The following is a 22556-nucleotide window of genomic DNA, read 5'->3' on the forward strand; positions in this document are numbered from 1 at the left end:
AGTCAGCAAAAAATCTGTATTATAAGCAAGTGGTGCTTTTTGCAAGCACCGCCTGCCTCAGTAGCTCAGTGGATAGAGCAGGAGCCTTCTAATCTCTTGGTCGGGGGTTCGACTCCCTCCTGGGGCACGCAATACAGGCTCTGACTAGGGTAAATAGTTTTTCTTGTGCCCAGTCAGAGCCTAAAAAGTAGTCATGTCATCTTTTTGAAAAAATTTTGGGAGAATCAAAACCCGTTGTCTATAGCCATTTTTATGGCTATAGACAACGGGTTTTTCGCTTCTGTTGCTTCTCGGCACTGCTAGATGATCAGATCAAAGACCGATTGCCTGCGTTTGCTTCTGAGCACTCTTCGTGTTGCGGGGTCAACGAAGAGTAGGTAAGCGGAGTAGGCGAGGGTGGTGACGCCTGCAATCAGTCGCGCCATGTTGATGTCAAAAGTGTCGAGGTAGGGTGAAACTGAGAGCTGGTCAACGATTGCGTAAATCATGAAGAACAGGGTGGTCAGAAAGTAGAAGTCCAGCTGGTGGCCGGTGCGGATGCCCGATGCTGCGAGGAACGGAATGAACCACAGCAGGTACCAGGATTGCACCATGGGGCTGAATGCTACTACGCAGGCGAGCGCGAGGCCTGCCCTGCGCAGTAGGTCTTCGTCTTTGCCGCGGAACATGATCATGACGGCCAGGAACATGCCGATGAGTTTGCCGATGCTGCCGATGCCGTCGCGGACGGTTGCATTGTCTATGCCGGTGAGGTTGTGCGCGAGGTCCCCTACGAAGATGCCGAGACCACCGCTGGGTGCGTACCAGATGTGCTGGCCGCCGGTAGTGGAGAGGGCACCGATCCAACCGAATCCAAGACCATTGAGCCAGCCCATGAATGCCATGAGCGCCAGAAAGATAGTGCCTACGAGTGCCCAGTAGCTGAACTTACGTGGCCAGGAGGCGGCGCGTCCTGCCCATAAAAGACCGATGAAGGGCAGCAGGACGAGGGCGAGGGGCTTGATGGCAACGGCGAGGGTCACCAGTACGGTGCCGGTAAGACCACCTTTCCAGTTGCGCCAGCGGGCTGCATGGTAGGCGCCTGCCACCATGAGGCCGGTCATCAGGGCATCATTGTGACCTGCTGTGATGAACTGGGCGATAAAGAGTGGGTTGGCGACAACGAGCCACAGGGTACGGGTGGGGTTGATATCGTGAAGTTGCGCTAGTTTTGGGGTGTAGTAGGCAATGAGTAGGCACCCTAAAACTGCGATGAATCTAAAGAAGTAGATTCCAGCATCAACGTTTTGCCCGACGATGGTTGCCACGGTCTGTTCAATCCATAAGAACACCGGACCGTAGGGTGGTGGGGATTCAGCCCACATGGGGTCGGCGCCGTATTGAAAGAAGTTATTGACTGAGCTAACGCCGTATTCGTATGGGTTGAGCCCCGATTGCATGACGCGCCCCTGGGCAAAATAGGAGAACATGTCGCGGCTAAAAAGCGGAAAGGCAAAGAGTTGCGGGGTTGACCAGGCGATAATTGCCGCCCACGTCCATTTTTTACTCCCGGCGTCCCACAGCGGCATTTTCTGCGAAAGACGCAGCCACTCACGGGTCATCATCATGCCGCCGACGGCAACGAGCACTACCGAGGTCACAAGGCCGGGTACGTTATAGCGGATGTTTGCAATCCAGCCGACCGTGTTCAGCGGTGATGCTGCCGCGAGCCAGCCGACGCCGAATGAGCCGAACATCATCAGCAGTGAACCGATGGTGCCAAAAATAATCGTTCGGGTCGGTGAACCCGTCACGTAGTTGAGCTGCACGCGGTTAAAGCGGGTGATGCGTGGCTCGCGTGGTGCCGTGGTGCGCTGGGAAAGCATAGGCTCCTAGCCTTATAAAGTCGATGCTGTCTTAGATTGCTTAAGTCTAACGTTCGCTTTCCTGTAAAAGTTAAATTTTGGTGACTTTTATGGGGTGCCTTTGGGGTTTTCACACGGTAGGTTTATATATATGAGTGAATTGAACGAACGTATTGTGTGGATTGACTGCGAGATGACCGGGCTGTCTCTTGAGCAGGACGCCTTGATTGAGGTTGCAGCACTGGTAACTGATGGCGAGCTGAATATCTTGGGTGAGGGCGTTGACCTAGTCATTAAGCCTGCCCCTGCTGCTGTTGAGCAGATGGACGATTTTGTGCGCAATATGCATACGGTTTCAGGTCTGATTGATGAACTTGAGGGCGGAATGAGCATGCAGGACGCCCAGCGTGAGGTTCTTGAGTACATCAAGAAGTATGTGCCTGAACCCCGCAAGGCTGTTCTGGGCGGCAATTCCGTGGGCACTGACAAGACCTTCTTGGTGCGTGATATGCCTGAGCTGGTGGATTACTTGCACTATCGCGTCATTGATGTTTCAACCGTTAAAGAGCTCTCCCGCCGCTGGTTCCCCAAGGCGCTGTGGAACGCTCCTGCAAAGACGGGTAATCACCGTGCGCTGGGTGATATCCGAGATTCTATTGATGAGTTGCGTTACTACCGTGGCACCGTTTTTGTGGAGGCACCGGGGCCTGATAGCGAAACATCGCAGGAGGTTGCCCGTCAGGTGGCGCAGACCCGTCAGCCTTTGGGTGATTAGAACGGCTTACGGTTGCGGACGTATCCGCTCCTCTCCAGAAATCAGGGGCGGGGAATGTATCCGCCCGGCTATTGGATCAGCCGCGAACCGGCGACTCAACAGCCCTACACAGCACAAGTGGCGACAGTCACTGAAAAAACCTCGTTCTCGATTTGTCACCGGGGGTAAAACTTGGGTAGAGTATTACTCGCTGCCAAACGCAGAAGAAAAAAAATTTTCATCGGTGTTTTAGCAGATATGGTGGTCGTAGCTCAGTCGGCAGAGCGCCTGGTTGTGGTCCAGGAGGTCGCGGGTTCAACCCCCGTCGATCACCCCGAAGATAAAGGGTCGTTATGGTAGTTTCCATAACGGCCCTTTTGTCTACCCTCAGCAGCTATTTTCTCTAGGAGAGCCATGAAGACCCGCTTTTACACAGAAGACCACGAGTTGTTCCGTGAAGTTGCCCGCGAATTCGTGGCGCGCGAGGTTGCCCCGAACTATCCGCAGTGGGATCAGGAGCACATGATGCCCCGTTCTGTATGGAAGGCAGCGGGTGAAGCGGGTGTATTGGGCTTGGCGATTCCTGAAGAGTTCGGTGGTGCTGAGATGCCAGATTACCGTTTTCAGACGGTGCTCACCGAGGAGCTTGCCAGCGCCGGTTGCTTCGGCTTTGCACTGGCTGTTCACCTGCAGCAGGATCTCGTACTCCCCTACCTCTTGGCGTACGGCACTGACGAGCAGAAGCAACAGTGGCTGCCGCGCATGGTTGAGGGCGCTCTCGTGACCTCCTGTGCGCTCACCGAGCCAGGTGCAGGTTCTGATCTGCGAGCAGCACGTACCACTGCCGTTAAAGAGGGTGAGTATTACGTTCTCAACGGCCAGAAAACTTTTATCGGCTCCGGTATTTCGGGTGACGCTGCCATTGTGTTAGCACGCACCGATGGTTCTACGGGCGGACGCGGCGGCGCTGAGTCTTTCTCGCTGTTTTTCGTTGAAAAAACAGAGGGGTACACCGCCGGCAACCAGCTCGATAAGATGGGCGTTCGTGCATCAGACACCGCTGAGCTTTTCTTTGACAATGTGAAGGTTCCCGCCAAGAACCTCATTGGTGAAGAGGGCAGGGGTCTGCTCTATGTCAAGGAACAACTGCCCCAGGCACGCCTTGCCATCGCCGCCGCATCAGCCATCACCGTTCGCGCCACCGTTGAAGCGACCATCGAGTACGTCAAAGAACGTCAGGCCTTCGGCTCTCGTGTTGCTGATTTTCAGAACACTCGCTTTGAGATTTCAGATCTCATGACCGATGTTGAGGTTACCGAGCTGTACCTGGCTCACGCTATTGATGCTTTCAATGCCGGTGAGCTCACTGCTGAAGATGCCGCCAAAGTGAAAATTTTTGCGTCCGAGAAGGCTACCCACGTGACCGACCGCGCACTACAGCTCTTCGGCGGTTACGCCTACATTCTGGAGCACCCTGTAGCCCAGGCTTTCCTCGCAGCCCGCCTGCTCACTATTTTTGGTGGTACTAACGAGATCCTGCGCGATACCGTTGGCGCTGACCTTCTCGTCTAAGAAAGATTCTTACCATGACTATTTTGCCTATTATTATTCACGGTAATCCCGTGTTGCATCAGCCTGCCCGCGCGGTTACTGACTTTGATGACCCCGAGTTTAAGCAGCTGGTTGCTGATATGTACGAAACGATGGATGCCTCGCACGGCGTAGGTCTGGCGGCACCCCAGGTGGGCGCGGGGCTGCGTCTTTTTACTTATGTCTTTGAGAATGAGGACGGGGTTGCTCCGCGCAGTTGCATCGTGAACCCTGTGTTGACTCTGGGTAAGATTTCTGCGGCTGAGCCTGATGAGGATGAAGAAGAGGGCTGCCTTTCTTTCCCCGGTTACGGTTTTCCTCTCAAGCGTGCCGAGTGGGTGACTGTTTCGGGTTTCAACGAGTTTGGTGAGCCTGTGAAGTTTGATGCGACTGGTTGGTTCGCGCGCGTTATGCAGCATGAAACTGACCATTTGGACGGCAAGCTCTACGTGAATCGCCTGAATAAAAAGTGGACTGCGCGTGCTAAGAAGGTCGTGAAGAAAGAGGGCTGGACGGTTGATGGTAACTCGTGGACGCCCGGTATTGACCCTGATCCCTTCGGTCACTAAGGGTTTTTGTCGCTTTTTGTTTTTACTCCGCTTGAAAGTGCCACGGGAGGGTGTTTTTGACCCTTGATGTGGCACTTTCGGGCGGAGTAACTTTTTAAAAGAAAGTCTATATAGAAAAGTTTATGAAACACGGGATGCTCGATGAGCCGGGTTCTGTCGCCACCTTCTGTGAAGGGTGGGGGCAATCATCCATCTAGACCCGACATTGCTGTGGGGTTCAAGCGGTCTACCCGAGCATATTAGGCGCACTACCTTCGAGCATGCTCTGTTTGACCTTGCTCCGGATGGGGTTTACCGAGCTACCTCAATCGCTTGGGGTACTGGTAGTCTCTTACACTACCTTTTCACCCTTACCTACCGTGATCCGGTGGGCGGTTTGTTTTCTGTGGCACTGGCCTGCAGGTTGCCCTGAGTGGATGTTATCCACCATCCTGTGCTGTGGAGCCCGGACTTTCCTCGAGACGTGCTTGCGTCGCGCGATTGCCTGAGCATCCCGTGTTCAGTGTTCTACTGTACTACAGGTTGGTAGGGTTGGGGTATGAAGATTTTGTTGCCTCCGTCGGAGGGTAAGTGTGCGGCGCTTGCGGGTGAGCCGGTTGATGTTGATGCGTTGAGTTTTCCGTTTTTGATTCCGGCGCGTGAGTCTGTGGCTGAGGTGTTGAGGCAGGTTTCTGGTGAGGTGGATGCGCTGACGATGTTGAAGGTGGGCGCGTCTTTGTCTGCTGAGGTTGAGCGGAATACCCGGGTGTTTGAGGAGCCTGCATATGAGGCGTGGCGGGTGTATACGGGTGTGTTGTTTGAGGCTTTGAATGTTGCGTCAATGAGTGATGCTGAGCGTCAGGTAGCTTTTGAGAGTGTGTTAGTGGTGTCTGCTCTGTGGGGTGCGGTGCATTTGGATGATGTGATTCCGGCATATCGTCTCTCGATGGGTGTGAAGTTGCCTCAGGTGGGCGATTTGGCGAAGTTTTGGCGTTCTGAATTGGCTCCTTTGAATGGTGGGTTTGCTGGTGAGCTGATGGTTGATTGTCGTTCAGCGGCGTACTCTAAGGCGTGGGTGACTCCCTCAGCGCGGACTGTGCAGGTGCGCGTGGAGCGGTTGTTTGATGACGGTAGCCGTAAGGTGGTCTCTCATATGGCGAAGCATTATCGCGGTGAGTTGGCTCGGTATCTTGTGGTCAATGGATTGGTGGAGCTTGCGGACGCGCGTGAGCTGGCGGAGGCTGTGGGTGAGCAGTGGCAGGTTGAGCTGGTGGAGCCCGCTGAGAAGAAGCCCGGTGTGCTGACCCTGGTGATTCCTGAATAGGAGCGAGAGCTACTTGTAGGCAGCCCCTCGCGTGAAGAACTATTTTCTTCGCGCGAGGGTCTGTTTGTGTTGAGTGGCGTTGGTCGGTTTAAAGGGTCGAGGCTGAACCTTCTACTTCACCGGTGGAGATTCTGAAGTCCCAGGGGTCTGAGTTGAGGGTAGAGACTTGAGTTTTGATGGCAAAGCCTCGTGCGGTGAGTTCTTCTGTCAGGCGGCGAGCGCCGGTGGCTAGCCACACCCATTCTGAGGCGAAGTGGGAGCAGTCGATGAGGTTGATAGTTTTCTGGTGTGCCAGTCGTGATTTTTCGCGGAGTTCTGATGCCGGGTGGTGGCGTAGGTCGGCGGTGATGTAAACGTCGGCGTCGCTTGATTCAACGGCGCCAAAGAGGGAGTCGCCTGCTCCCCCGCACAGGGCAACACGCTGAATAGGTGCCTCCGCTGAGCCGGCAACGCGCAGCCCGCCGGCTGTGGCGGGCAGAATCTGAGCGAGCGCATCCGCTAGTTCTTTGAGGGTTGTCGTCTGAGGTAGCGTGCCGACCCTTCCAATGCCTACAGTGTGTTCTGCGCCGTTGAGGGTTTGTGTTTTTTCGTCAGCGAGTACCTTCACGTCGGTGAGTCCGAGGGCTTGGGCGAGTGCCTCATTAACCCCGTCTACGGCGCTGTCTGTGTTAGTGTGGGCGGCAAGCAGCGCGCACTTGTTCTCGATGAGGGTGTGTACAATGTTGCCCTTGTAGTCGGTATCGGGCAAGAAGGAGGCACCGCGCAGCAGTAGAGGATGGTGAGTGATTATCAAATCAGCGCCGGTTTCTACGGCTTCTTCAGCAACAGCGCCAATGGCGTCCACTGCAAAGAGAATCTTCTTGACCTCGGCATCCCGGCGACCTATAACTAGCCCTGAGGCGTCCCAGTCTTCTTGAAGGTGGGCGGGATACAGTGTTTCAAAAGCATCGAGTACATCAGCGAGTGTAGGTGTTTTCATATTCCCTACTTTAGTAGGGCTTGTGCCGGGTGTCTGCTCGTCGCAGCGAAATAAAACTGATGCTGAGTATCGTTAGGTTCAATAGTTGCGGTGGGCACCTGTACACCATGTGAACGAAGCAGAGAATGAAAGCGGGGTTAGACAGTGCAAAGTCTTGTTGTGGGTGGCGGTTGTTTTTGGTGCGTGGACGCGGTTTTCCGTCAGGTTGAGGGCGTTACTGCCAGTATTTGTGGCTATGCTGGCGGAGATACGCCAGACCCCGATTACCGTTCGGTGTGCACCGGTTTAACGGGGCACTACGAGGTTGTCAGGTTAGAGTTTGATAAGTCAGTGATTGATGCTGATACGGTGCTCGATATTTTCTTTACAACCCATGACCCCACCAGCTGGGGTCGTCAAGGTCACGATGCCGGTTCGCAGTACCGTTCGGCGTTGATGTATGAAAACGATGAGCAACGCGAGCTTTTTGAGCGCGCTAAAGAACGCGCAGCGAGCATCTGGGATGTTCCCATTGTCACGGTGGTTGAGCCACTCAAGATTTTCTATGAGGCTGAGGAATACCACCAGAATTACTATGCCCGTAACCCTTATACCGGTTACTGCATGGCAGTTATTAACCCCAAGATTTCAGCAGCCCGCAAGCGCTACGCCCAGTATTTGCGTGCGTCCTAGGTGCGGTGCGGACGCGACGGGGTAGGGTTTTACGAAATGTGTCGTACCCCCTGACCTAGCAGCGTCTTTAACCTAGACTAGAAAGAAACCGCTGACGCTACTAGCTATTGAATAAAAGGATCAAAACTTATGTCAAAGATGTATAACAATGTCACCGAAATTATTGGCGGTACCCCCGTTGTTCGTCTGAACACCCTTGATAAGGATTTGCCCGGTAACGTGGCTGTCAAGCTGGAGTTCTACAATCCCGCTAACTCAGTCAAAGACCGTATTGGTGCGGCAATTGTTGATGCTGCTGAGGAGTCAGGTGCGCTGAAGCCCGGTGGCACCATTGTTGAAGGTACCTCAGGTAACACCGGTATTGCTCTTGCTATGGTGGGTGCGGCTCGTGGTTACAAGGTCATTTTGACTATGCCCGAGACTATGTCTACCGAGCGTCGCGTCATGCTGCGTGCTTTTGGTGCTGACATTGTGCTGACCCCCGGTGCTGAGGGTATGCGCGGTGCGGTAGAGAAGGCGAAAGAAATCGTTGCTACCACCGAAAACGCAATTCTTGCCTCGCAGTTCGATAACGGCGCTAACCCTGCTGTTCATTACAAGACCACTGGCCCTGAGATCTGGGAAGCAACTGAAGGCAAAGTTGATATCTTCATTGCGGGTGTGGGCACCGGCGGTACCGTTTCAGGTGCTGGCAAGTTCCTCAAGGAGCAGAATTCAGAAATCAAGGTTATCGCCGTTGAGCCTAAGGATTCACCGCTGCTCACCGAAGGCAAGGCTGGTCCTCACAAGATTCAGGGTCTGGGTGCAAACTTCGTTCCCGATAACCTTGACCGTGACATCTACGATGCAGTCACCGATGTAACTATCGAAGATTCAGTTGCCACTGCCCGTGCGCTGGGTGCTTCAGAGGGTATCTTGGGCGGTATCTCAGCCGGTGCAGCAGTCTGGGCGGCGCTGGAAGAAGCGAAAAAGTCAGAGAATAAAGACAAGCTGATTGTAGCTATTGTTCCCGACTTTGGTGAGCGTTACATCTCCACCGTTCTGTATGAGGATATCCGCGGTTAATTCCGTCGGTTACCTTTCTCAAAGGGGTCGTTCCATCACCGTCAGGTGGGGTACGCCCCTTTTTTATCGTTTCTTGAGCCATCGGCGGAATACTGAACGGGTATACGCTGTTGTAGTGGTGGTAAACGATAGAGTGTTACCTGCCCCACCCATGAAAGTGAGAGTACAGTGAGCTTCGTAGCGCGCCTTCGCGAAGACTTAGCAACAGTTCGTATGAACGACCCCGCGGCACGAGGCAACATCGAGATTATTCTCAATTACTCGGGCATGCACGCTATTTGGATGCACCGCCTTGCCCACCGTCTCTGGCAGCAGGAGAGCACCAAGTTCTTCGCGCGTACCCTCTCACAGTTCAGCCGCTTTATCACCGGCGTTGAAATTCACCCCGGCGCAACTATTGGTAGACGGTTTTTCATCGACCACGGTATGGGCATTGTTATCGGTGAAACCGCTGAAATTGGCAATGACGTTATGCTCTATCATCAGGTCACCCTGGGCGGACGCTCGCTGGAAAAGATCAAGCGCCACCCCACCATCGGTGATCGGGTCACCATCGGCACCGGCGCGAAGGTCTTAGGTCCTGTAGTCATCGGTGCTGGCTCTGCCATTGGTGCTAACGCCGTGGTGGTTAGCGACTTCCCCGAAGATTCCATCATCACCGGTATTCCCGCCAGCTCGCGTCCGCGCACTCCCGAGAAAAAACAGCCTCTGGTAGATGCTGTGGAGTACATCGACCCGGCAATGTGGATCTAATATTTTCCCTCTCTTTTTCTCGAAGCTGTATTTTCTTGAGAATTTGAAAGCAAAAAAGCGGTACTTCTTAGTGCAAGAAGTACCGCTTTTTGCGTGGATGAAGTGATTAGTGAACGTGAACGTCCGCCGCGTTGACTTCGTTGCGGTCACCGCTCCACATCACGTGGTAATCGCCTTTTTTATCCACACGTTTGTAGGTATGGGCGCCAAAGTAATCGCGCTGCCCCTGAATCAGGGCTGCGGGTAGGCGGTCGCGGCGCAGACCGTCGTAGTATGACAGTGAGGAGGCAAAGACAGGCACGGGAATACCGAGTGCGGTTGCCTTGGCAACAACGCGACGCCACGCCGGTACGAGCTCTTCCATGAGGGATTTGAAGCCCGGTGCCAACAACATGTTAGCGGGGGTGTCTTCACCCTTGTAAGCATCCATAATTTCACCCAGCAGTTCTGCACGAATAATGCAGCCTGCACGCCAGAGGGACGCCACAACATCGAGCTTGTAGTCCCAACCGTACTGGTGTGCTGCTTCTTCGAGCATGTCCAGACCCTGCGCGTAAGCAACGAGTTTAGAGGCGAAGAGTGCCTTGCGGACGTCCTCAACGAACTCCGGATCACCGTGGGCAACACCGGTGGTAGCAATCAGACCGCCAGGAAGTTCTTTCTGCGCCTCAACACGAGCTGCGGTGTTTGAGGATGAAAGACCGCGAGCGAAAACAGACTCAGCAATGCCGGTAATGGGGGTACCCAAATCAATAGCTGCCTGAACGGTCCAACCGCCGGTGCCCTTCTGACCAGCCTGGTCAACGATAACGTCTACCAGGGGCTTGCCGGTTTCAGTATCTACCTGTTCCAGAACCTGAGAGGTAATCTCAATCAGGTAGGAGCTCAAATCGGTTTCGTTCCAAGCGCGGAAGATCTTTGCCTGTTCAGCCGGCTCTAGACCAACGACTGAACGCAGGATGTCGTAGGCTTCGCCGATAACCTGCATATCAGCATATTCAATGCCGTTGTGAACCATTTTCACGAAGTGACCAGCACCGTCGGTGGAGAGCCAAGCGCAGCAGGACTCACCATCCTGAGGAGCCTTCGCGGCAATCTTCTCAAGCATGGGCCCCAGCGACTCGTAAGACTTCGCTGAACCACCGGGCATAATTGCAGGCCCCCACAAGGCGCCCTCTTCTCCACCTGAGACACCCACACCTACAAAGTGCAGGTTCTTCTCAGCCAGCGCCTTCTCACGACGGATAGTGTCGGGGAAGTGTGAGTTACCGCCGTCGATAATAATGTCATCTTCATCGAGCAGGGGAACCAGCTGGTCAATCACAGCGTCAACGGGGGCACCCGCCTTCACCATAATCAGAATACGACGGGGCGATTCGAGTGAGTCCACGAGTTCTGCGAGGGTCTCGGTACGAATGAAATCGCCCTCATCACCGTGGTCAGCCAACAGCGCGTCGGTCTTTTCAAGAGAACGGTTATGAAGGGCAACAGTGTAACCGTTGCGTGCCAGGTTACGTGCAAGGTTCGCGCCCATAACGGCAAGACCTGTCACACCAATCTGTGCTTTACGTGCAGTAGTATTTTCAGCCATGATTCAAGAGTACGCAGGTTTAGGATGCATCGCATGATTTGTTGTGGTGATTTCACGCATCGAGAATCTCACACACCGCCTGGCGCAAACGCTGAACGCCACTGAGCCACTTTGCCGGACGCGCATCAGCACACAGTTGCGTTGCGTTTACCCTACGCTCGCCCTACGGCAGAGAATTTATTCCACAGTGTCGTTAAAAAGCACCCACACAGCAGCAGCACCAATGCACAGGGCAATCACGGCAAAGACCGACCACATCCCCACCATCAGCCCCTGTGAGATGAAATAAAGAGAAATCAAAAGCCAGGTGATCGACAGCCCGACAGCGGTGAAGTTTCGCGGTCTAAACTTTTTCATCGCTTCTTCCCCTCATAACCAGCATGAATCGTAACAGCGCTTATTCTAGACACAAAAAAGCCCCGATTAATCGAGGCTTACTTTGTGGGTCCTACCGGGATCGAACCGATGACATCCACGGTGTAAACGTGGCGCTCTACCAGCTGAGCTAAAGACCCAATATGAAATTTTATTTTCACATCAGCTACCTGCAAAAGGTAACTGAGTGGGTCCTACCGGGATCGAACCGATGACATCCACGGTGTAAACGTGGCGCTCTACCAGCTGAGCTAAAGACCCATTCCGTAATCACTTGTTCGCGACTACGAAGAAAAACTATACACAGGTTCTAAAACCTGCGCAAATCGAAAAGTAGTGTTATGCACCACAGGTTGGTGAAGGGTTATTTTTTCATCACCAAACGGGTAGCAGCCCAGTCTTTTGAGACCGCAGCAGGCTTTGTCACGTGCAACCCCGCCAAAGGGGCAGCCTCGGCAATATCAGCCGGTGAAACGTGACCCGCGCGTCCTGACTTGGGGGTCATCAACCACACAACACCCGACTCATCGAGATCAGAGAGGGTATCAACCAACCCGTCTGCCAAATCCCCATCGTCTTCACGCCACCACAGCAGAACACCATCTACAACATCGTGCTCATCTTCTTCAAGCAAGTCAGCGTCAATCAAATCCTCAAGAGCATCACGCACCTCAAAGTCGATATCCTCGTCGTACCCAAATTCCTGGACGAGATCCCCGCCCTTGAAACCAAGTTGGTTTACCGCCTCAGCGGCTACCAAGGTCTCACTCACACAAGCCTCCAAAAATAAAAACAACACGGTCAGCAATCAACCGTATCTACACCGCCTACACCCAGCAGCAAGCAAAGCAGCTCCACCGCTGAAAGCACACGCGGCGCGTTCTCGTAAAACATCAATCAAAACCACCGGGGTATCCGGTTCAGTTTCACAGATAACTCAACACAGGTTTTTGCCGCTAATCAACTAAACACGGCTAAAAGCTGAGGATTTTCTCAAAGTCTTTACCTTCAATGAGTGAAAAATTACAGCTTGCGGTCAGCATAATCTGTCCACTCAGGGCGATAAATAAGCGCGAATGTGACAACATAGAAGGGAATGTATTGGGTACTTTCTACCTAAAGGCTCCAATACGCAAAGGTACGCACGGCTAGCCCTGTTTTTGCGGGGAACAAGTCAAGGTACAAGATCAACACAAGAGAGGTTGGATAGTGGCTCCCTCATCAACGAATGACCACGTCCTCAGCGCACTCACCCACGGGATGAAAGATATTGATCCCGAAGAAACCGGCGAGTGGATTGAATCTTTTGACGAACTGGTTGAAGAGCACGGCACTGAGCGTGCCCAGTTCATCGTTCGCTCACTGCTACAGCGCGCAGGCGATAAGAGCATTGAAGTTCCCTTGGTCACCACCACAGACTATGTGAACACCATTCCTGTTGACCAGGAACCCGAATACCCTGGCGATGAAGCCATCGAACGCCGCTACCGCGCTATCATGCGCTGGAACGCAGCCGTCATGGTTCAGCGTGCCCAGAAGTCAACCATTAGCGTGGGTGGTCACATCTCCTCGTACGCCGGTCAGTCAACCATGTACGAAATTGGTTACAACCACTTCTTCCGCGGACGCAACCACCCCGGCGGTGGCGACCAGATTTTCTTCCAGGGCCATTCCTCCCCCGGTAACTACGCTCGCGCTTTCCTCGAAGGTCGCCTGACCGAAGAGCAGCTCGACGGTTTCCGCCAGGAAAAGACTAAAGAAGGCAACGCCCTGCCTTCCTACCCGCACCCGCGCAACATGCCTGAATTCTGGCAGTTCCCAACCGTGTCCATGGGTCTTGGTCCCCTGAACGCTATTCACCAGGCACAGTTCAACAAGTACCTACACAACCGCGGCATCAAGGACACCTCAGAACAGCATGTCTGGGCTTTCTTGGGCGACGGCGAAATGGATGAGCCCGAGTCACGCGGTGCGCTGCAGCTGGCAGCTAACGACAAGCTCGATAACCTGACCTTCGTCGTGAACTGCAACCTGCAGCGTCTTGACGGTCCCGTTCGCGGTAACGGCAAGATTGTTCAGGAGCTCGAAGCGTACTTCCGCGGCGCTGGCTGGAACGTCATCAAGGTACTGTGGGGACGCGAGTGGGACGCCCTGCTCGAAAAAGACAAGAGTGGCGAGCTCGTTCGCATCATGAACGAAGCACTCGACGGTGACTACCAGACCTATAAGGCTGAATCCGGTGGCTTCATTCGTGAGCATTTCTTCGGTCGCTCACCCGAAACCAAAGAACTCGTTGCAGATATGACCGACGAGGAAATCTGGGCAATGAAGCGCGGTGCGCACGACTACCACAAGGTCTACGCAGCCTACAAGCGCGCGATGGAGACCAAGGGCAAGCCCACCGTCATCCTGGCTCAGTCTGTCAAGGGCTACGGTCTGGGTACTCACTTCGAGGGTCGTAACGCTACCCACCAGATGAAGAAGCTGACCATGGACGATCTCAAGATCTTCCGCGACCGTCTGCACATTCCCATCACCGATGAGGAACTGGAGAAGGATCTCTACAATCCTCCCTACTACCGCCCTGATCCCGATTCACCCGAGATGAAGTACCTCATGGAGCGCCGCAAGGAGCTCGGTGGCTTCATCCCCGGTCGCCTCAACGAGCAGAAGGAAATCCCCCTGCCCAGCGAGAAGGCATACAAGGGAGCGAAGAAGGGCACCGGCAAGCAGATGGCAGCCACCACCATGGCTTTCGTCCGCCTGCTCAAGGACCTCATGCGCGAGAAGGACTTCGGCGATCGCATTGTGCCTATCATCCCCGATGAGGCTCGTACCTTCGGCATGGACTCCTACTTCCCGACCGCGAAGATCTATAACCCCAACGGCCAGAACTACACTGCGGTTGACCGCGAGTTGATGCTGGCATACAAGGAATCACCCGAGGGTAAGATTCTCCACGTTGGTATTAACGAAGCGGGCGGCACCGCAGCTCTCACCGCCGCTGGCACCTCGTACGATACCCACGGTGTACCCATGGTTCCTGTCTACATCTTCTACTCGATGTTCGGTTTCCAGCGCACCGGTGACGCTTTCTGGGCTGCTGGTGACCAGCTGGCACGCGGTTTCATCATCGGTGGTACCGCAGGTCGCACCACCCTGACCGGTGAAGGTCTGCAGCACATGGACGGTCACTCACCGATCCTGGCTTCAACCAACCCCGCAGTGATTCACTACGATCCTGCCTACGGCTACGAACTGGCTCACATCGTTGAGCGCGGCATCGAGCAGATGTACGGCACTAAGGACGAAGACCACAACGTGATGTACTACATCACGGTTTACAACGAACCGATCGTTCACCCGGCTGAGCCCGAGAACCTCGACGTTGAAGGTCTGATTGGCGGTATCTACCGCGTCAGCGAGTCAGAGGTTGATGGTCCTCGTACCCAGCTGCTGGCATCAGGTGTTGCTGTTCCTTGGGCTCTCGAAGCTCAGAAGCTGCTGGCTGAGGACTGGGGTGTATCAGCCGACGTTTGGTCAGTCACCTCATGGACCAAGCTGCGCCGCGACGGCCTGGAAGCTGAGGAAACCTCCTTCCTCACCTCAGGCAAGGAGAACCCCACTCCTTTCATCGCTCAGCAGATGGAAGGCGCAACCGGTCCGATCGTTGCGGTATCAGACTTCGCGTCAGACCTCATGGATCCCGTTCGCCAGTACGTACCCAACGATTTCGCAACCCTCGGTGCAGATGGCTGGGGCTTCTCAGACACCCGTGCCGGCGCGCGTCGTTTCTTCCACATCGATTCGCACTCCATCGCGGTTCGTGCGCTGCAGATGCTGGCAAAGCGCGGCGAAATCTCCGCCGACATTCCTGCCAAGGCATTCGAGCAGTACAAACTGGATGACGTCAACGCAGGTACCTCAGGTAACGCAGGCGGCGACGCATAGGCTAGGCTGAGTCTCACCTTGAGCTAAGAGGCGGTGTTTTTATCTTCCTCAGAAGATAAAAACACCGCCTTTTGCATGCCTTACGGAGCCCTCGTCCACTCTCTCTACTCTTGCGCCCCCTGCCCTATCTTGCGTCCTTCCCCACTTGATGAAGTGACCACGCTGTGCCCAGGTGAGACCACAATCAAAGCAGTCATTGGAGCGGAGCGTGGTCACAGGTGAGCAGAACCTGGTCATACGGGGTGGGGACGCGGGCTTGAGAGGCGGGTGTGCAAGAGTTTTTGGACTTTCCCAGCATTTTTTGAAGTTTTTCGTGCTTTTGTACAAAAAATGCTCTGTAGAATCGAACGCAGAAGCATTTTTTAAAATTCGCACTGCACGAAAGTGATAGCAATGATTGCATTGGTCAGCCCCGGACAGGGTTCGCAGAAACCCGGTTTCCTCACCCCTTGGCTCGAAGAAGAGGGCGTGAAAGAACACCTCGAGCGCCTCTCGGATGCCTCCGGCTTAGATATTATTCGCTACGGAACCGAAGCCGACGAAGCAACCATTCGCAACACCGCTATCGCGCAGCCGCTCATCGTCGCTGCCGGTATTGTTACCGGTTCGCTAATCAAACAGCGTGAAGGTTTCGATGAAAGTCAGGTTGTCTACGCCGGTCACTCCGTCGGTGAAATTACTGCGGCGGCTCTTGCTGGTGTCCTGACTGAAGAAGAAGCCATGAAGTTCATCAAGGTGCGCGCGGAGGGCATGGCAGCTGCTGCGGCAGCACCCCCCAGCGGTATGTCAGCGGTTTTGGGTGGCAAAGAAGATGAGGTTCGCGCAGCAATCGAGGATGCCGGATTGACCCCTGCGAATTCCAACGGCGCGTCCCAGATTGTAGCCGCTGGTTCACTGGAGAACCTCGAAGCCTTCGCTGAGAATCCTCCGGCACGTACCCGTGTAATTCCTCTGCAGGTTGCTGGTGCTTTTCATACTGCTTTTATGCAGGACGCGGTGGCTCCTCTGGCAACTTTTGCCCAGGGTATTACCCCGTCAGAGCCCGTAGCTCCTCTACTCTCTAACTTTGATGGTCAGCCGGTTGCCAGCGGTCAGGCAGCGCTAGATTCTCTGGTGGCTCAGGTGACCCGCCCGGTGCGTTGGGATCTGTGCATGGCAACGCTGAGCGAGCGTTCTATCAAAGCTGTGGTTGAGCTTGCTCCTGCCGGTACCCTTGTGGGTCTTGCCAAGCGTGGAATGAAAGGCACTCCCGGTCTTGCGGTCAACACCGCCGATGATCTCACCTCAGCTCTCGAATTTTTTGCGAAGTAGAAAGAAGAAAGTACCCATGACAACCCTACGACAGGCAGAACCCTCCACCTACTCACGTATTCTGAGCTACGGTGCCGCACGCGGTAACACCCTTGTCGCCAACGATGATTTGGTAGAGAAGATTGATTCCTCCGATGAGTGGATCAGACAGCGCACCGGCATTGTTACCCGCCACCGTGCCGATGAAAACCAGTCAATCACCGATCTGGCGGTGGACGCAGCCAAGGACGCATTAGAGAGAGCTTCACTAACCGGTGATGATATAGACACAGTTATCGTTTCAACCATCACCCACCCGCACGCTACCCCTTCACTGGCAGTTCTAGTGGCTGATGCTATTGGCTCTAAAAGCCCTGCCTACGATATTTCAGCAGCTTGCGCCGGTTTTTGTTACGGCATCGCCCAGGCGGATGCTCTGGTCAAGGCGGGTACTGCCCGCAATGTTCTGGTCATCGGCGTTGAGAAACTTTCAGATTTCATCGACGATACCGAGCGCACCATTTCGTTCTTACTAGGTGATGGCGCGGGTGCTGCCGTGGTGGGTGCATCAGATACCCCCGGTATTGCACCGACCGTTTGGGGTTCAGATGGCAGCCGTTTTGAGACTGTGGGCATGACCCATTCTCTGCTTGAGATTCGCAACCGCGACTTTATTGCGAACCCCGTCCAGGAGGGTGAGAAGATTTGGCCGACTATGCGTCAAGACGGTCCATCGGTCTTCCGTTGGGCAGTGTGGGAAATGGCTAAGGTTGCTCAGCAGGCTCTGGATACCGCTGGTATTACCGCAGATCAGCTGGGTGCGCTCATTACCCATCAGGCGAACGAACGTATCATTGACCAGATGGTAAAGACCCTCAAGCTACCCGACACTGTTGCTGTAGCCCGCGATATTGTCAATGCTGGCAACACCTCGGCAGCATCCGTTCCCTTGGCAGCTCACCGCCTGTTAGAAGAAAACCCCGAGCTCTCAGGCACCTTCGCCCTGCAGATTGGTTTCGGTGCCGGTCTTGCTTTTGCAGCTCAGGTCGTTGTACTGCCCTAGTGCATTCCTCAACTCACGTTTTTTGAAAAATACCACTATAATTTTCAAAGTAACCGTGAGCGTATGTTCCGTAACTTCACCAAGACACGGGATAAACTCATAAGCGTAAGGGTTCTTGGCGCGGTTTATCCCGCCAAGTCACCCCACCGATTCATGAAGCTGCCGGGCTCAGAACTTTCTGAAACTGACAGCAACACCGAATCATCACGAGAAAAACTGCGACGCCCAGCGGCGTCCGCATAAAAGCAAAGGAGCCGTAATGGCTAGCAAAGAAGAAATCCTCGCAGGTCTGGCAGAAATCGTTAACGAAGAGACCGGCGTTGAGACTGCTGACGTTCAGCTCGACAAGTCATTCACTGAAGATCTCGACATCGACTCAATCTCCATGATGACCATCGTTGTTAACGCTGAAGAAAAGTTCGACGTCACCATCCCCGATGAGGAAGTCAAGAACCTCAAGACCGTGGGCGATGCAGTGAACTTCATCGAGAACGCTAGCTAATTAGCCTCACCGATTCATGGGCGCGAGACAAACCATCTCGCGCCCATCAATATATGCGCCCGCGCGAGATGACAACGAACCTCTACCCCAGAAAGCGTAACTGACAATGTCTCAAAAAGTTGTGGTCACCGGTCTTGGTGCCTTCACCCCCATTGGCGAAGATGTACCTACTACCTGGCAGAATGCCCTCGAGGGTGTCTCCGGTGTACGTACACTCACTGAAGAGTGGGTTGAACAATACGAACTTCCCGTTACTTTTGCTGCTAAGACCGCTATTGACCCGCTTGAGTCAGAACGCTTGAGCAAGGTTGAGGCTAAGCGCCTTGACCCATCGGGGCAGTTTGCTCTTATTGCTGCTCGTGAAGCGTGGGCGGACGCAGGGTTCGGCGCTGATGACGCTGAGGCAGCTGACGGTGTAGATCCCCTGCGCACCGCCGTAGCCTTTGGTACCGGTATGGGCGGCGTTTGGACGCTGCTGGATGCCTGGGACACTCTGCGCGATAAGGGGCCCCGCCGTCTGCTACCCATGTCTGTTCCCATGCTGATGCCCAATAGCGCTGCTGCTGCGGTGTCGATGAATTTGAAGGCACGCGCGTCCGCTCAGACCGTTGTTTCAGCGTGTGCTTCTTCAACCGAAGCGTTGGATCTAGCACTTGATTTGATTCGTTCGGGTAAGGCTGATGTGGTCATTGCTGGCGGTACTGAAGCGGCAATTCACCCTACCACTATTGCTGCTTTTGCAAAGATGCAGGCTCTCTCCACCCGCAATGATGATCCCGCCGCCGCATCACGTCCCTACGATACTGACCGCGACGGCTTTATCATGGGCGAAGGTGCCGCTGCTTTGATTCTTGAATCCGAGGAGCACGCGAAAGCACGCGGTGCACGTATTTATGCTGAATTCGCAGGTACCGGCGTTTCAGCGGACGCTTACCACATTACCGCTCCCGACCCCGCGGCGATGGGTGCTACCCGTGCCCTGCGTGAGGCACTGGAGAAGGGCGGCATTGCGGTGGATCAGGTTGTTCACGTCAATGCCCACGCGACCTCTACCCCTGTGGGTGATATTCCTGAGGCTACCGCCCTGCGTGAAGTTTTTGGTGAGCACACTGACAATGTTGCTGTATCAGCCACCAAGTCGATGACCGGTCATCTCTTGGGCGCTGCAGGAGCTCTTGAAGCAGTGTTCACGGTTTTGGCGTTGCATCACCGTACCGCTCCTTCAACTATCAATCTTGAGACCAAGGACGAGCAGATTGAGCTGGACGTTGTCACCACCCCGCGTCAGTTGCCCGACGGCAATATTGCCGCTCTCTCGAACTCTTTCGGTTTTGGCGGTCACAACGCTGTAGTAGCTTTCAAGAGTGTCTAAGTCTGCGACACTCAAGAACGCAAAAATACCCGGTTGTTAGTGCAGCCGGGTATTTTTATGCCCTGTGGGAACGTAAGAGAGGCACTGAGCTGAGTGTACTCGCGGCAGGACGCAGGGGTTCAAGTTCGAGATCCCACGCTTGCCCAAGCGCTACCTCGAAATGGTGCAACAGTAGCTGGGGGTCGTCCCCTGCCTGTTCATAGGCGTGTTTAATTTGTTCTTCTGTCACTACGAAGTTACCGGCAATATCAGTGTGGGCGTGAAAGATTCCGAGACTAGGGGTGTGCATGAACCGGCTAGCGTCACTTGTTGCAGTAGCGTTTTCTGTAACCTCGAAAAAAATATTGCCGATCGTAAAAAGGGCGGATGCAAAACGGGCAGAATCTCCTTGATCGCCCTGCCACTGGATGGTCGTCGCTACAGTACCGGCTTTGAGCGGCTGCTCGCTCCATTGAACGGTGAGGGAGCCTTGCATGAGGTGCTGCAGCGTCCAGACAATATGCGGGCACAGAGCATACGGTGCCGCGTGGATAAAGATGTACCCACCGGTTGCATGCTTCATGTTTTCTCGCACCTTTCAGCAGTGGTCTACCGCAGTTTCGGGGCTTTGCCCGTGTTCTCCATTACGCCCTGGGGTGGGCTTTTGAATAGCTACCAGCAAGCTTATCAATAGAAACGTGGGTATAGATTTGGGTGGTGGCTAAATTGGTGTGTCCCAGTAGCTCCTGGACGGTGCGGATATCTGCGCCTCCATCTACCAGGTGGGTAGCTGCCGTGTGTCTGAAGATGTGGGCGCCGCTGGCGGTGGTGTTCTCTAGCCCCGCGAGCAAACGGTTGATATCTTCACGAATTTGACGGGGATTTGCCCGTTTACCGCGCGGACCAATGAAGAGGGCCTCTTGCACGCTGCCGTTACCGGGCGTAAACCACTGGGGTCTGCCCGCTCTCACCCACTGTTCTAGCGCGTCCATCGCAGGTTGACCGAAAGGAACGATCCGCTCTTTATTGCCTTTACCTATGACGCGCAACCTATAGGCGGTGCGGTCGATGCTGCCCAGGTTAAGGCCCGTAAGTTCAGAAATGCGCATACCCGTGGCGTAGAGCAGCTCCACCACGGCTGCCAGGCGCAGGGTGCGCGCATCGCGGGGGTTCTCTTGTAGAGACCTCTCGACGTCTTTCAGCAGCTGCTGCATATGGTCGTTGTTCAGTACCTCAGGAAGGTAGCGGTCTTTAGCCGGGGTGCTGAGAGTGCGGGCGGGGTTCACGTCAATCAGCTGTTCCTCTTCTGCCCAGACAAAGAAGGAACGAAGGCAGGACGCGCGCCGCGCCATGGTGCTTCTGGCAGCGTGGTGGCGGTGTAGGCTCGCCAACCAGTCGCGTAAATGATCACGGGTGATGGCGCGTAATTCGCTCACCCCGTACCGGTTACAGTAGGCAAGAAAAGCGGTGAGATCAGAGGTGTAAGATCTGATGGTCTCGGGTGAACGATGCTTCTCATAGGTGAGATAGCGGGTGTACTCAGCAATCACCTGCGAGTAGGCTCGATTATATTCAAGGGGCCCGTCGGTGAGTACTAGGGTATCTGGCAGATCGGAGTCAGTGATCTCTGGCATTTCGCGGTCAGGGGTTGGTTGTTGGTCTCTCATGCTGTCCCTGTCCTTGCCGGTATTTTCTTCTTCCATTGTAGTGTGGCGGTATCTTGGCTTGCCAGTGAGTGCGCGTGCAGCTTGCTGAGAGTAACCATGAGAGTTCGTGCAGGAAGAGAGGTGGTAGAGCTGAGTTCCTCGATGCTCATAGTTCTGCGAACCGGTAGAGCATCCCACACAAAGCGTTCAGTGCTATCAAGAGTGTCTGTGGTATCGCCTAGGTTAGCCTCGGGGAAGGCTGAACTCTGTACTGGCAGGCTCTGCGTCATCTCTTGAATGAGGTCTTGGGCATTAGTGAGCACGGTAGCAAGACCGTCTTTGAGCAGACGGTGGCAGCCCTCTGAGCTGGGCGAGAAAATTGAGCCAGGTACCGCGTATACGGTGCGCCCTAGTTCTAGGGTGTGGTTTGCAGTGTTGAGCGCCCCCGATCGCCAGCGGGCTTCAACAATAATAGTGCCGCGGGATAGACCTGCGATGAGCCTGTTTCGCTGGAGAAACCGCCACCGGGTAGGGGCAAGACCCATCGGTACTTCTGAAAGAATCAGCCCCTGTTCGATGACCTGATGTAGCAGGTTTTCGTTGTGCTTGGGGTAAAGAGAATCTAGCCCGCCTGCCATCAGAGCAACCGTAGGCAGTTGAGAGGTTCCCGTGGCAAGAGCGCTGGTGTGGGCAACCGCGTCAATACCGAAGGCGCCGCCGGAGACTATGGTCAGCCCTGCCTGGGCAAGTTCACCAGCAAGGTGCTGGGTTGCTGAACGCCCATAGGCGCTAATATCGCGCGAACCCACCACTGCTAGCGAGCGCGCTTCTTTAAGCTCGTTGAGTCTGTTGCGGTCGCCTCTGCCCCAGAGGGCGAAGGGAGTGGCGTAGCCGAAGTCGTTGAGGGATTGAGGCCAGTCATCATCTTCTGGTGTACACAGCCATGCCCCGATTTTGGGGGCGAAGTGGAGTTCATGATCTGGGTTGTAGGTGCTGAGCTTGCGCCCACAGCGTTCAATGCGGTCGGTGAGCTGTTTGAAGAACTGCTCAGGTTCAAGGGTTGTATCACCGATAAGTTCTTCGGTGAGGTGCGAGGTCAGTTTCTCTCTTCCTGAGAGAATGTGTGCGGTTTTCTCTACGCCCTGGGATTCGATGAGTGCGTGGGCGATGTGGTCTTGGGGTTCGACCGCTCGCATGATGATTGCTCGGGCGCGTTGAGTGCTGTTTGTGGTGGTTTCGGGTGTTGGTTTCATAGTGG

Annotated in this window: 20 protein-coding genes, 4 tRNA genes and 1 other RNA gene; 14 read left to right on the top strand and 11 right to left on the bottom strand. The window is 54.6% G+C overall.

Going from position 1 to position 22556, the window contains the following annotated elements:
- The first annotated feature begins 54 nt into the window (after positions 1–54).
- Positions 55–127: transfer RNA gene (locus JTP09_RS02460), tRNA-Arg, on the top strand.
- Positions 128–299: 172 nt separating this feature from the next.
- Here JTP09_RS02460 and mptB read toward each other — a convergent pair.
- Complete coding sequence (mptB, locus tag JTP09_RS02465) at positions 300–1865, bottom strand: polyprenol phosphomannose-dependent alpha 1,6 mannosyltransferase MptB (protein WP_204876695.1); 1566 nt, start codon at positions 1863–1865, stop codon at positions 300–302.
- A 130-nt stretch (positions 1866–1995) separates the two neighbouring features.
- On the opposite strand from mptB, the gene orn reads away from it, so the two are divergent.
- From orn to def, 4 genes are all read left to right on the top strand, one after another.
- Positions 1996–2619 carry an oligoribonuclease gene (orn, locus tag JTP09_RS02470; protein WP_204876697.1) on the top strand — a complete coding sequence of 208 codons (624 nt, stop codon included), beginning with the start codon at positions 1996–1998 and terminating at the stop codon, positions 2617–2619.
- 240 nt (positions 2620–2859) lie between these two features.
- Positions 2860–2932: transfer RNA gene (locus JTP09_RS02475), tRNA-His, on the top strand.
- 80 nt (positions 2933–3012) lie between these two features.
- A complete protein-coding gene (locus tag JTP09_RS02480; RefSeq protein WP_204876702.1) occupies positions 3013–4170 on the top strand; it encodes an acyl-CoA dehydrogenase family protein in 1158 nt (385 codons plus the stop codon).
- Positions 4171–4184: 14 nt separating this feature from the next.
- Positions 4185–4757 carry a peptide deformylase gene (gene def / locus JTP09_RS02485; RefSeq protein WP_204876706.1) on the top strand — a complete coding sequence of 191 codons (573 nt, stop codon included), beginning with the start codon at positions 4185–4187 and terminating at the stop codon, positions 4755–4757.
- 126 nt (positions 4758–4883) lie between these two features.
- On the opposite strand, the gene rnpB is transcribed toward def, so the two are convergent.
- Positions 4884–5253, bottom strand: an RNA gene (gene rnpB / locus JTP09_RS02490) — RNase P RNA component class A.
- Positions 5254–5295: 42 nt separating this feature from the next.
- Here rnpB and JTP09_RS02495 point away from each other — a divergent pair.
- Positions 5296–6060, top strand: a complete 765-nt coding sequence (locus JTP09_RS02495) for a YaaA family protein (RefSeq protein WP_204876708.1) — start codon at positions 5296–5298, stop codon at positions 6058–6060.
- 88 nt (positions 6061–6148) lie between these two features.
- Here JTP09_RS02495 and JTP09_RS02500 read toward each other — a convergent pair whose 3' ends face one another.
- Entirely contained in the window at positions 6149–7039 is an 891-nt protein-coding gene (locus JTP09_RS02500; protein ID WP_204876712.1) for a Nif3-like dinuclear metal center hexameric protein, read from the bottom strand.
- 144 nt (positions 7040–7183) lie between these two features.
- Here JTP09_RS02500 and msrA point away from each other — a divergent pair, with 144 nt between their 5' ends.
- The 3 genes from msrA to epsC all read left to right on the top strand — a co-directional run bounded on the left by msrA (position 7184) and on the right by epsC (position 9529).
- Entirely contained in the window at positions 7184–7711 is a 528-nt protein-coding gene (msrA, locus tag JTP09_RS02505; protein WP_204876719.1) for a peptide-methionine (S)-S-oxide reductase MsrA, read from the top strand.
- Between the two features lie 129 nt (positions 7712–7840).
- Positions 7841–8776, top strand: a complete 936-nt coding sequence (gene cysK, locus JTP09_RS02510) for a cysteine synthase A (RefSeq protein ID WP_204876720.1) — start codon at positions 7841–7843, stop codon at positions 8774–8776.
- Positions 8777–8944: 168 nt separating this feature from the next.
- Positions 8945–9529 (top strand): serine O-acetyltransferase EpsC, encoded by a 585-nt coding sequence (gene epsC / locus JTP09_RS02515; RefSeq protein WP_204876721.1) that lies wholly within the window; start codon positions 8945–8947, stop codon positions 9527–9529.
- A gap of 106 nt (positions 9530–9635) precedes the next feature.
- Here the strand turns inward: epsC and gndA are convergent, their stop codons facing one another.
- The 5 genes from gndA to JTP09_RS02540 all read right to left on the bottom strand — a co-directional run bounded on the left by gndA (position 9636) and on the right by JTP09_RS02540 (position 12267).
- Complete coding sequence (gene gndA, locus JTP09_RS02520) at positions 9636–11120, bottom strand: NADP-dependent phosphogluconate dehydrogenase (protein WP_204876722.1); 1485 nt, start codon at positions 11118–11120, stop codon at positions 9636–9638.
- Positions 11121–11297: 177 nt separating this feature from the next.
- On the bottom strand, positions 11298–11477 hold the full coding sequence (locus JTP09_RS02525) for a hypothetical protein (RefSeq protein WP_204876723.1): 180 nt from the start codon (positions 11475–11477) through the stop codon (positions 11298–11300).
- Positions 11478–11562: 85 nt separating this feature from the next.
- A tRNA-Val gene (locus JTP09_RS02530) sits at positions 11563–11635 on the bottom strand.
- Between the two features lie 48 nt (positions 11636–11683).
- Positions 11684–11756: transfer RNA gene (locus JTP09_RS02535), tRNA-Val, on the bottom strand.
- A 103-nt stretch (positions 11757–11859) separates the two neighbouring features.
- Complete coding sequence (locus JTP09_RS02540) at positions 11860–12267, bottom strand: DUF3052 domain-containing protein (protein ID WP_204876725.1); 408 nt, start codon at positions 12265–12267, stop codon at positions 11860–11862.
- Between the two features lie 488 nt (positions 12268–12755).
- On the opposite strand from JTP09_RS02540, the gene aceE reads away from it, so the two are divergent.
- From aceE to fabF, 5 genes are all read left to right on the top strand, one after another.
- The gene (gene aceE, locus JTP09_RS02545) at positions 12756–15446 is read left to right on the top strand and encodes a pyruvate dehydrogenase (acetyl-transferring), homodimeric type (protein WP_204877196.1); all 2691 of its coding nucleotides are present in this window, start codon (positions 12756–12758) and stop codon (positions 15444–15446) included.
- Positions 15447–15839: 393 nt separating this feature from the next.
- Entirely contained in the window at positions 15840–16757 is a 918-nt protein-coding gene (locus JTP09_RS02550; protein WP_204876727.1) for an ACP S-malonyltransferase, read from the top strand.
- A gap of 16 nt (positions 16758–16773) precedes the next feature.
- Positions 16774–17799, top strand: a complete 1026-nt coding sequence (locus JTP09_RS02555) for a beta-ketoacyl-ACP synthase III (protein ID WP_204876728.1) — start codon at positions 16774–16776, stop codon at positions 17797–17799.
- A gap of 259 nt (positions 17800–18058) precedes the next feature.
- The gene (locus tag JTP09_RS02560) at positions 18059–18301 is read left to right on the top strand and encodes an acyl carrier protein (protein ID WP_204876729.1); all 243 of its coding nucleotides are present in this window, start codon (positions 18059–18061) and stop codon (positions 18299–18301) included.
- A gap of 106 nt (positions 18302–18407) precedes the next feature.
- Positions 18408–19673: a beta-ketoacyl-ACP synthase II gene (gene fabF / locus JTP09_RS02565; RefSeq protein WP_204876731.1), complete on the top strand. Its 1266-nt coding sequence runs from the start codon at positions 18408–18410 to the stop codon at positions 19671–19673.
- Between the two features lie 55 nt (positions 19674–19728).
- Here fabF and JTP09_RS02570 read toward each other — a convergent pair whose 3' ends face one another.
- The 3 genes from JTP09_RS02570 to dprA form a co-directional block, all read right to left on the bottom strand.
- The gene (locus tag JTP09_RS02570; RefSeq protein WP_204876732.1) at positions 19729–20235 is read right to left on the bottom strand and encodes a DUF3145 family protein; all 507 of its coding nucleotides are present in this window, start codon (positions 20233–20235) and stop codon (positions 19729–19731) included.
- Between the two features lie 61 nt (positions 20236–20296).
- Positions 20297–21319 (bottom strand): tyrosine recombinase XerC, encoded by a 1023-nt coding sequence (locus JTP09_RS02575; protein WP_304621699.1) that lies wholly within the window; start codon positions 21317–21319, stop codon positions 20297–20299.
- Entirely contained in the window at positions 21316–22551 is a 1236-nt protein-coding gene (dprA, locus tag JTP09_RS02580) for a DNA-processing protein DprA (protein ID WP_204876734.1), read from the bottom strand. Before dprA ends, JTP09_RS02575 begins: the two co-directional genes overlap by 4 nt.
- Between the last annotated feature and the right edge of the window lie 5 nt (positions 22552–22556).

The organism is Rothia sp. ZJ1223 (assembly GCF_016900985.1).
In the GTDB taxonomy this organism is placed as follows: domain Bacteria; phylum Actinomycetota; class Actinomycetes; order Actinomycetales; family Micrococcaceae; genus Rothia.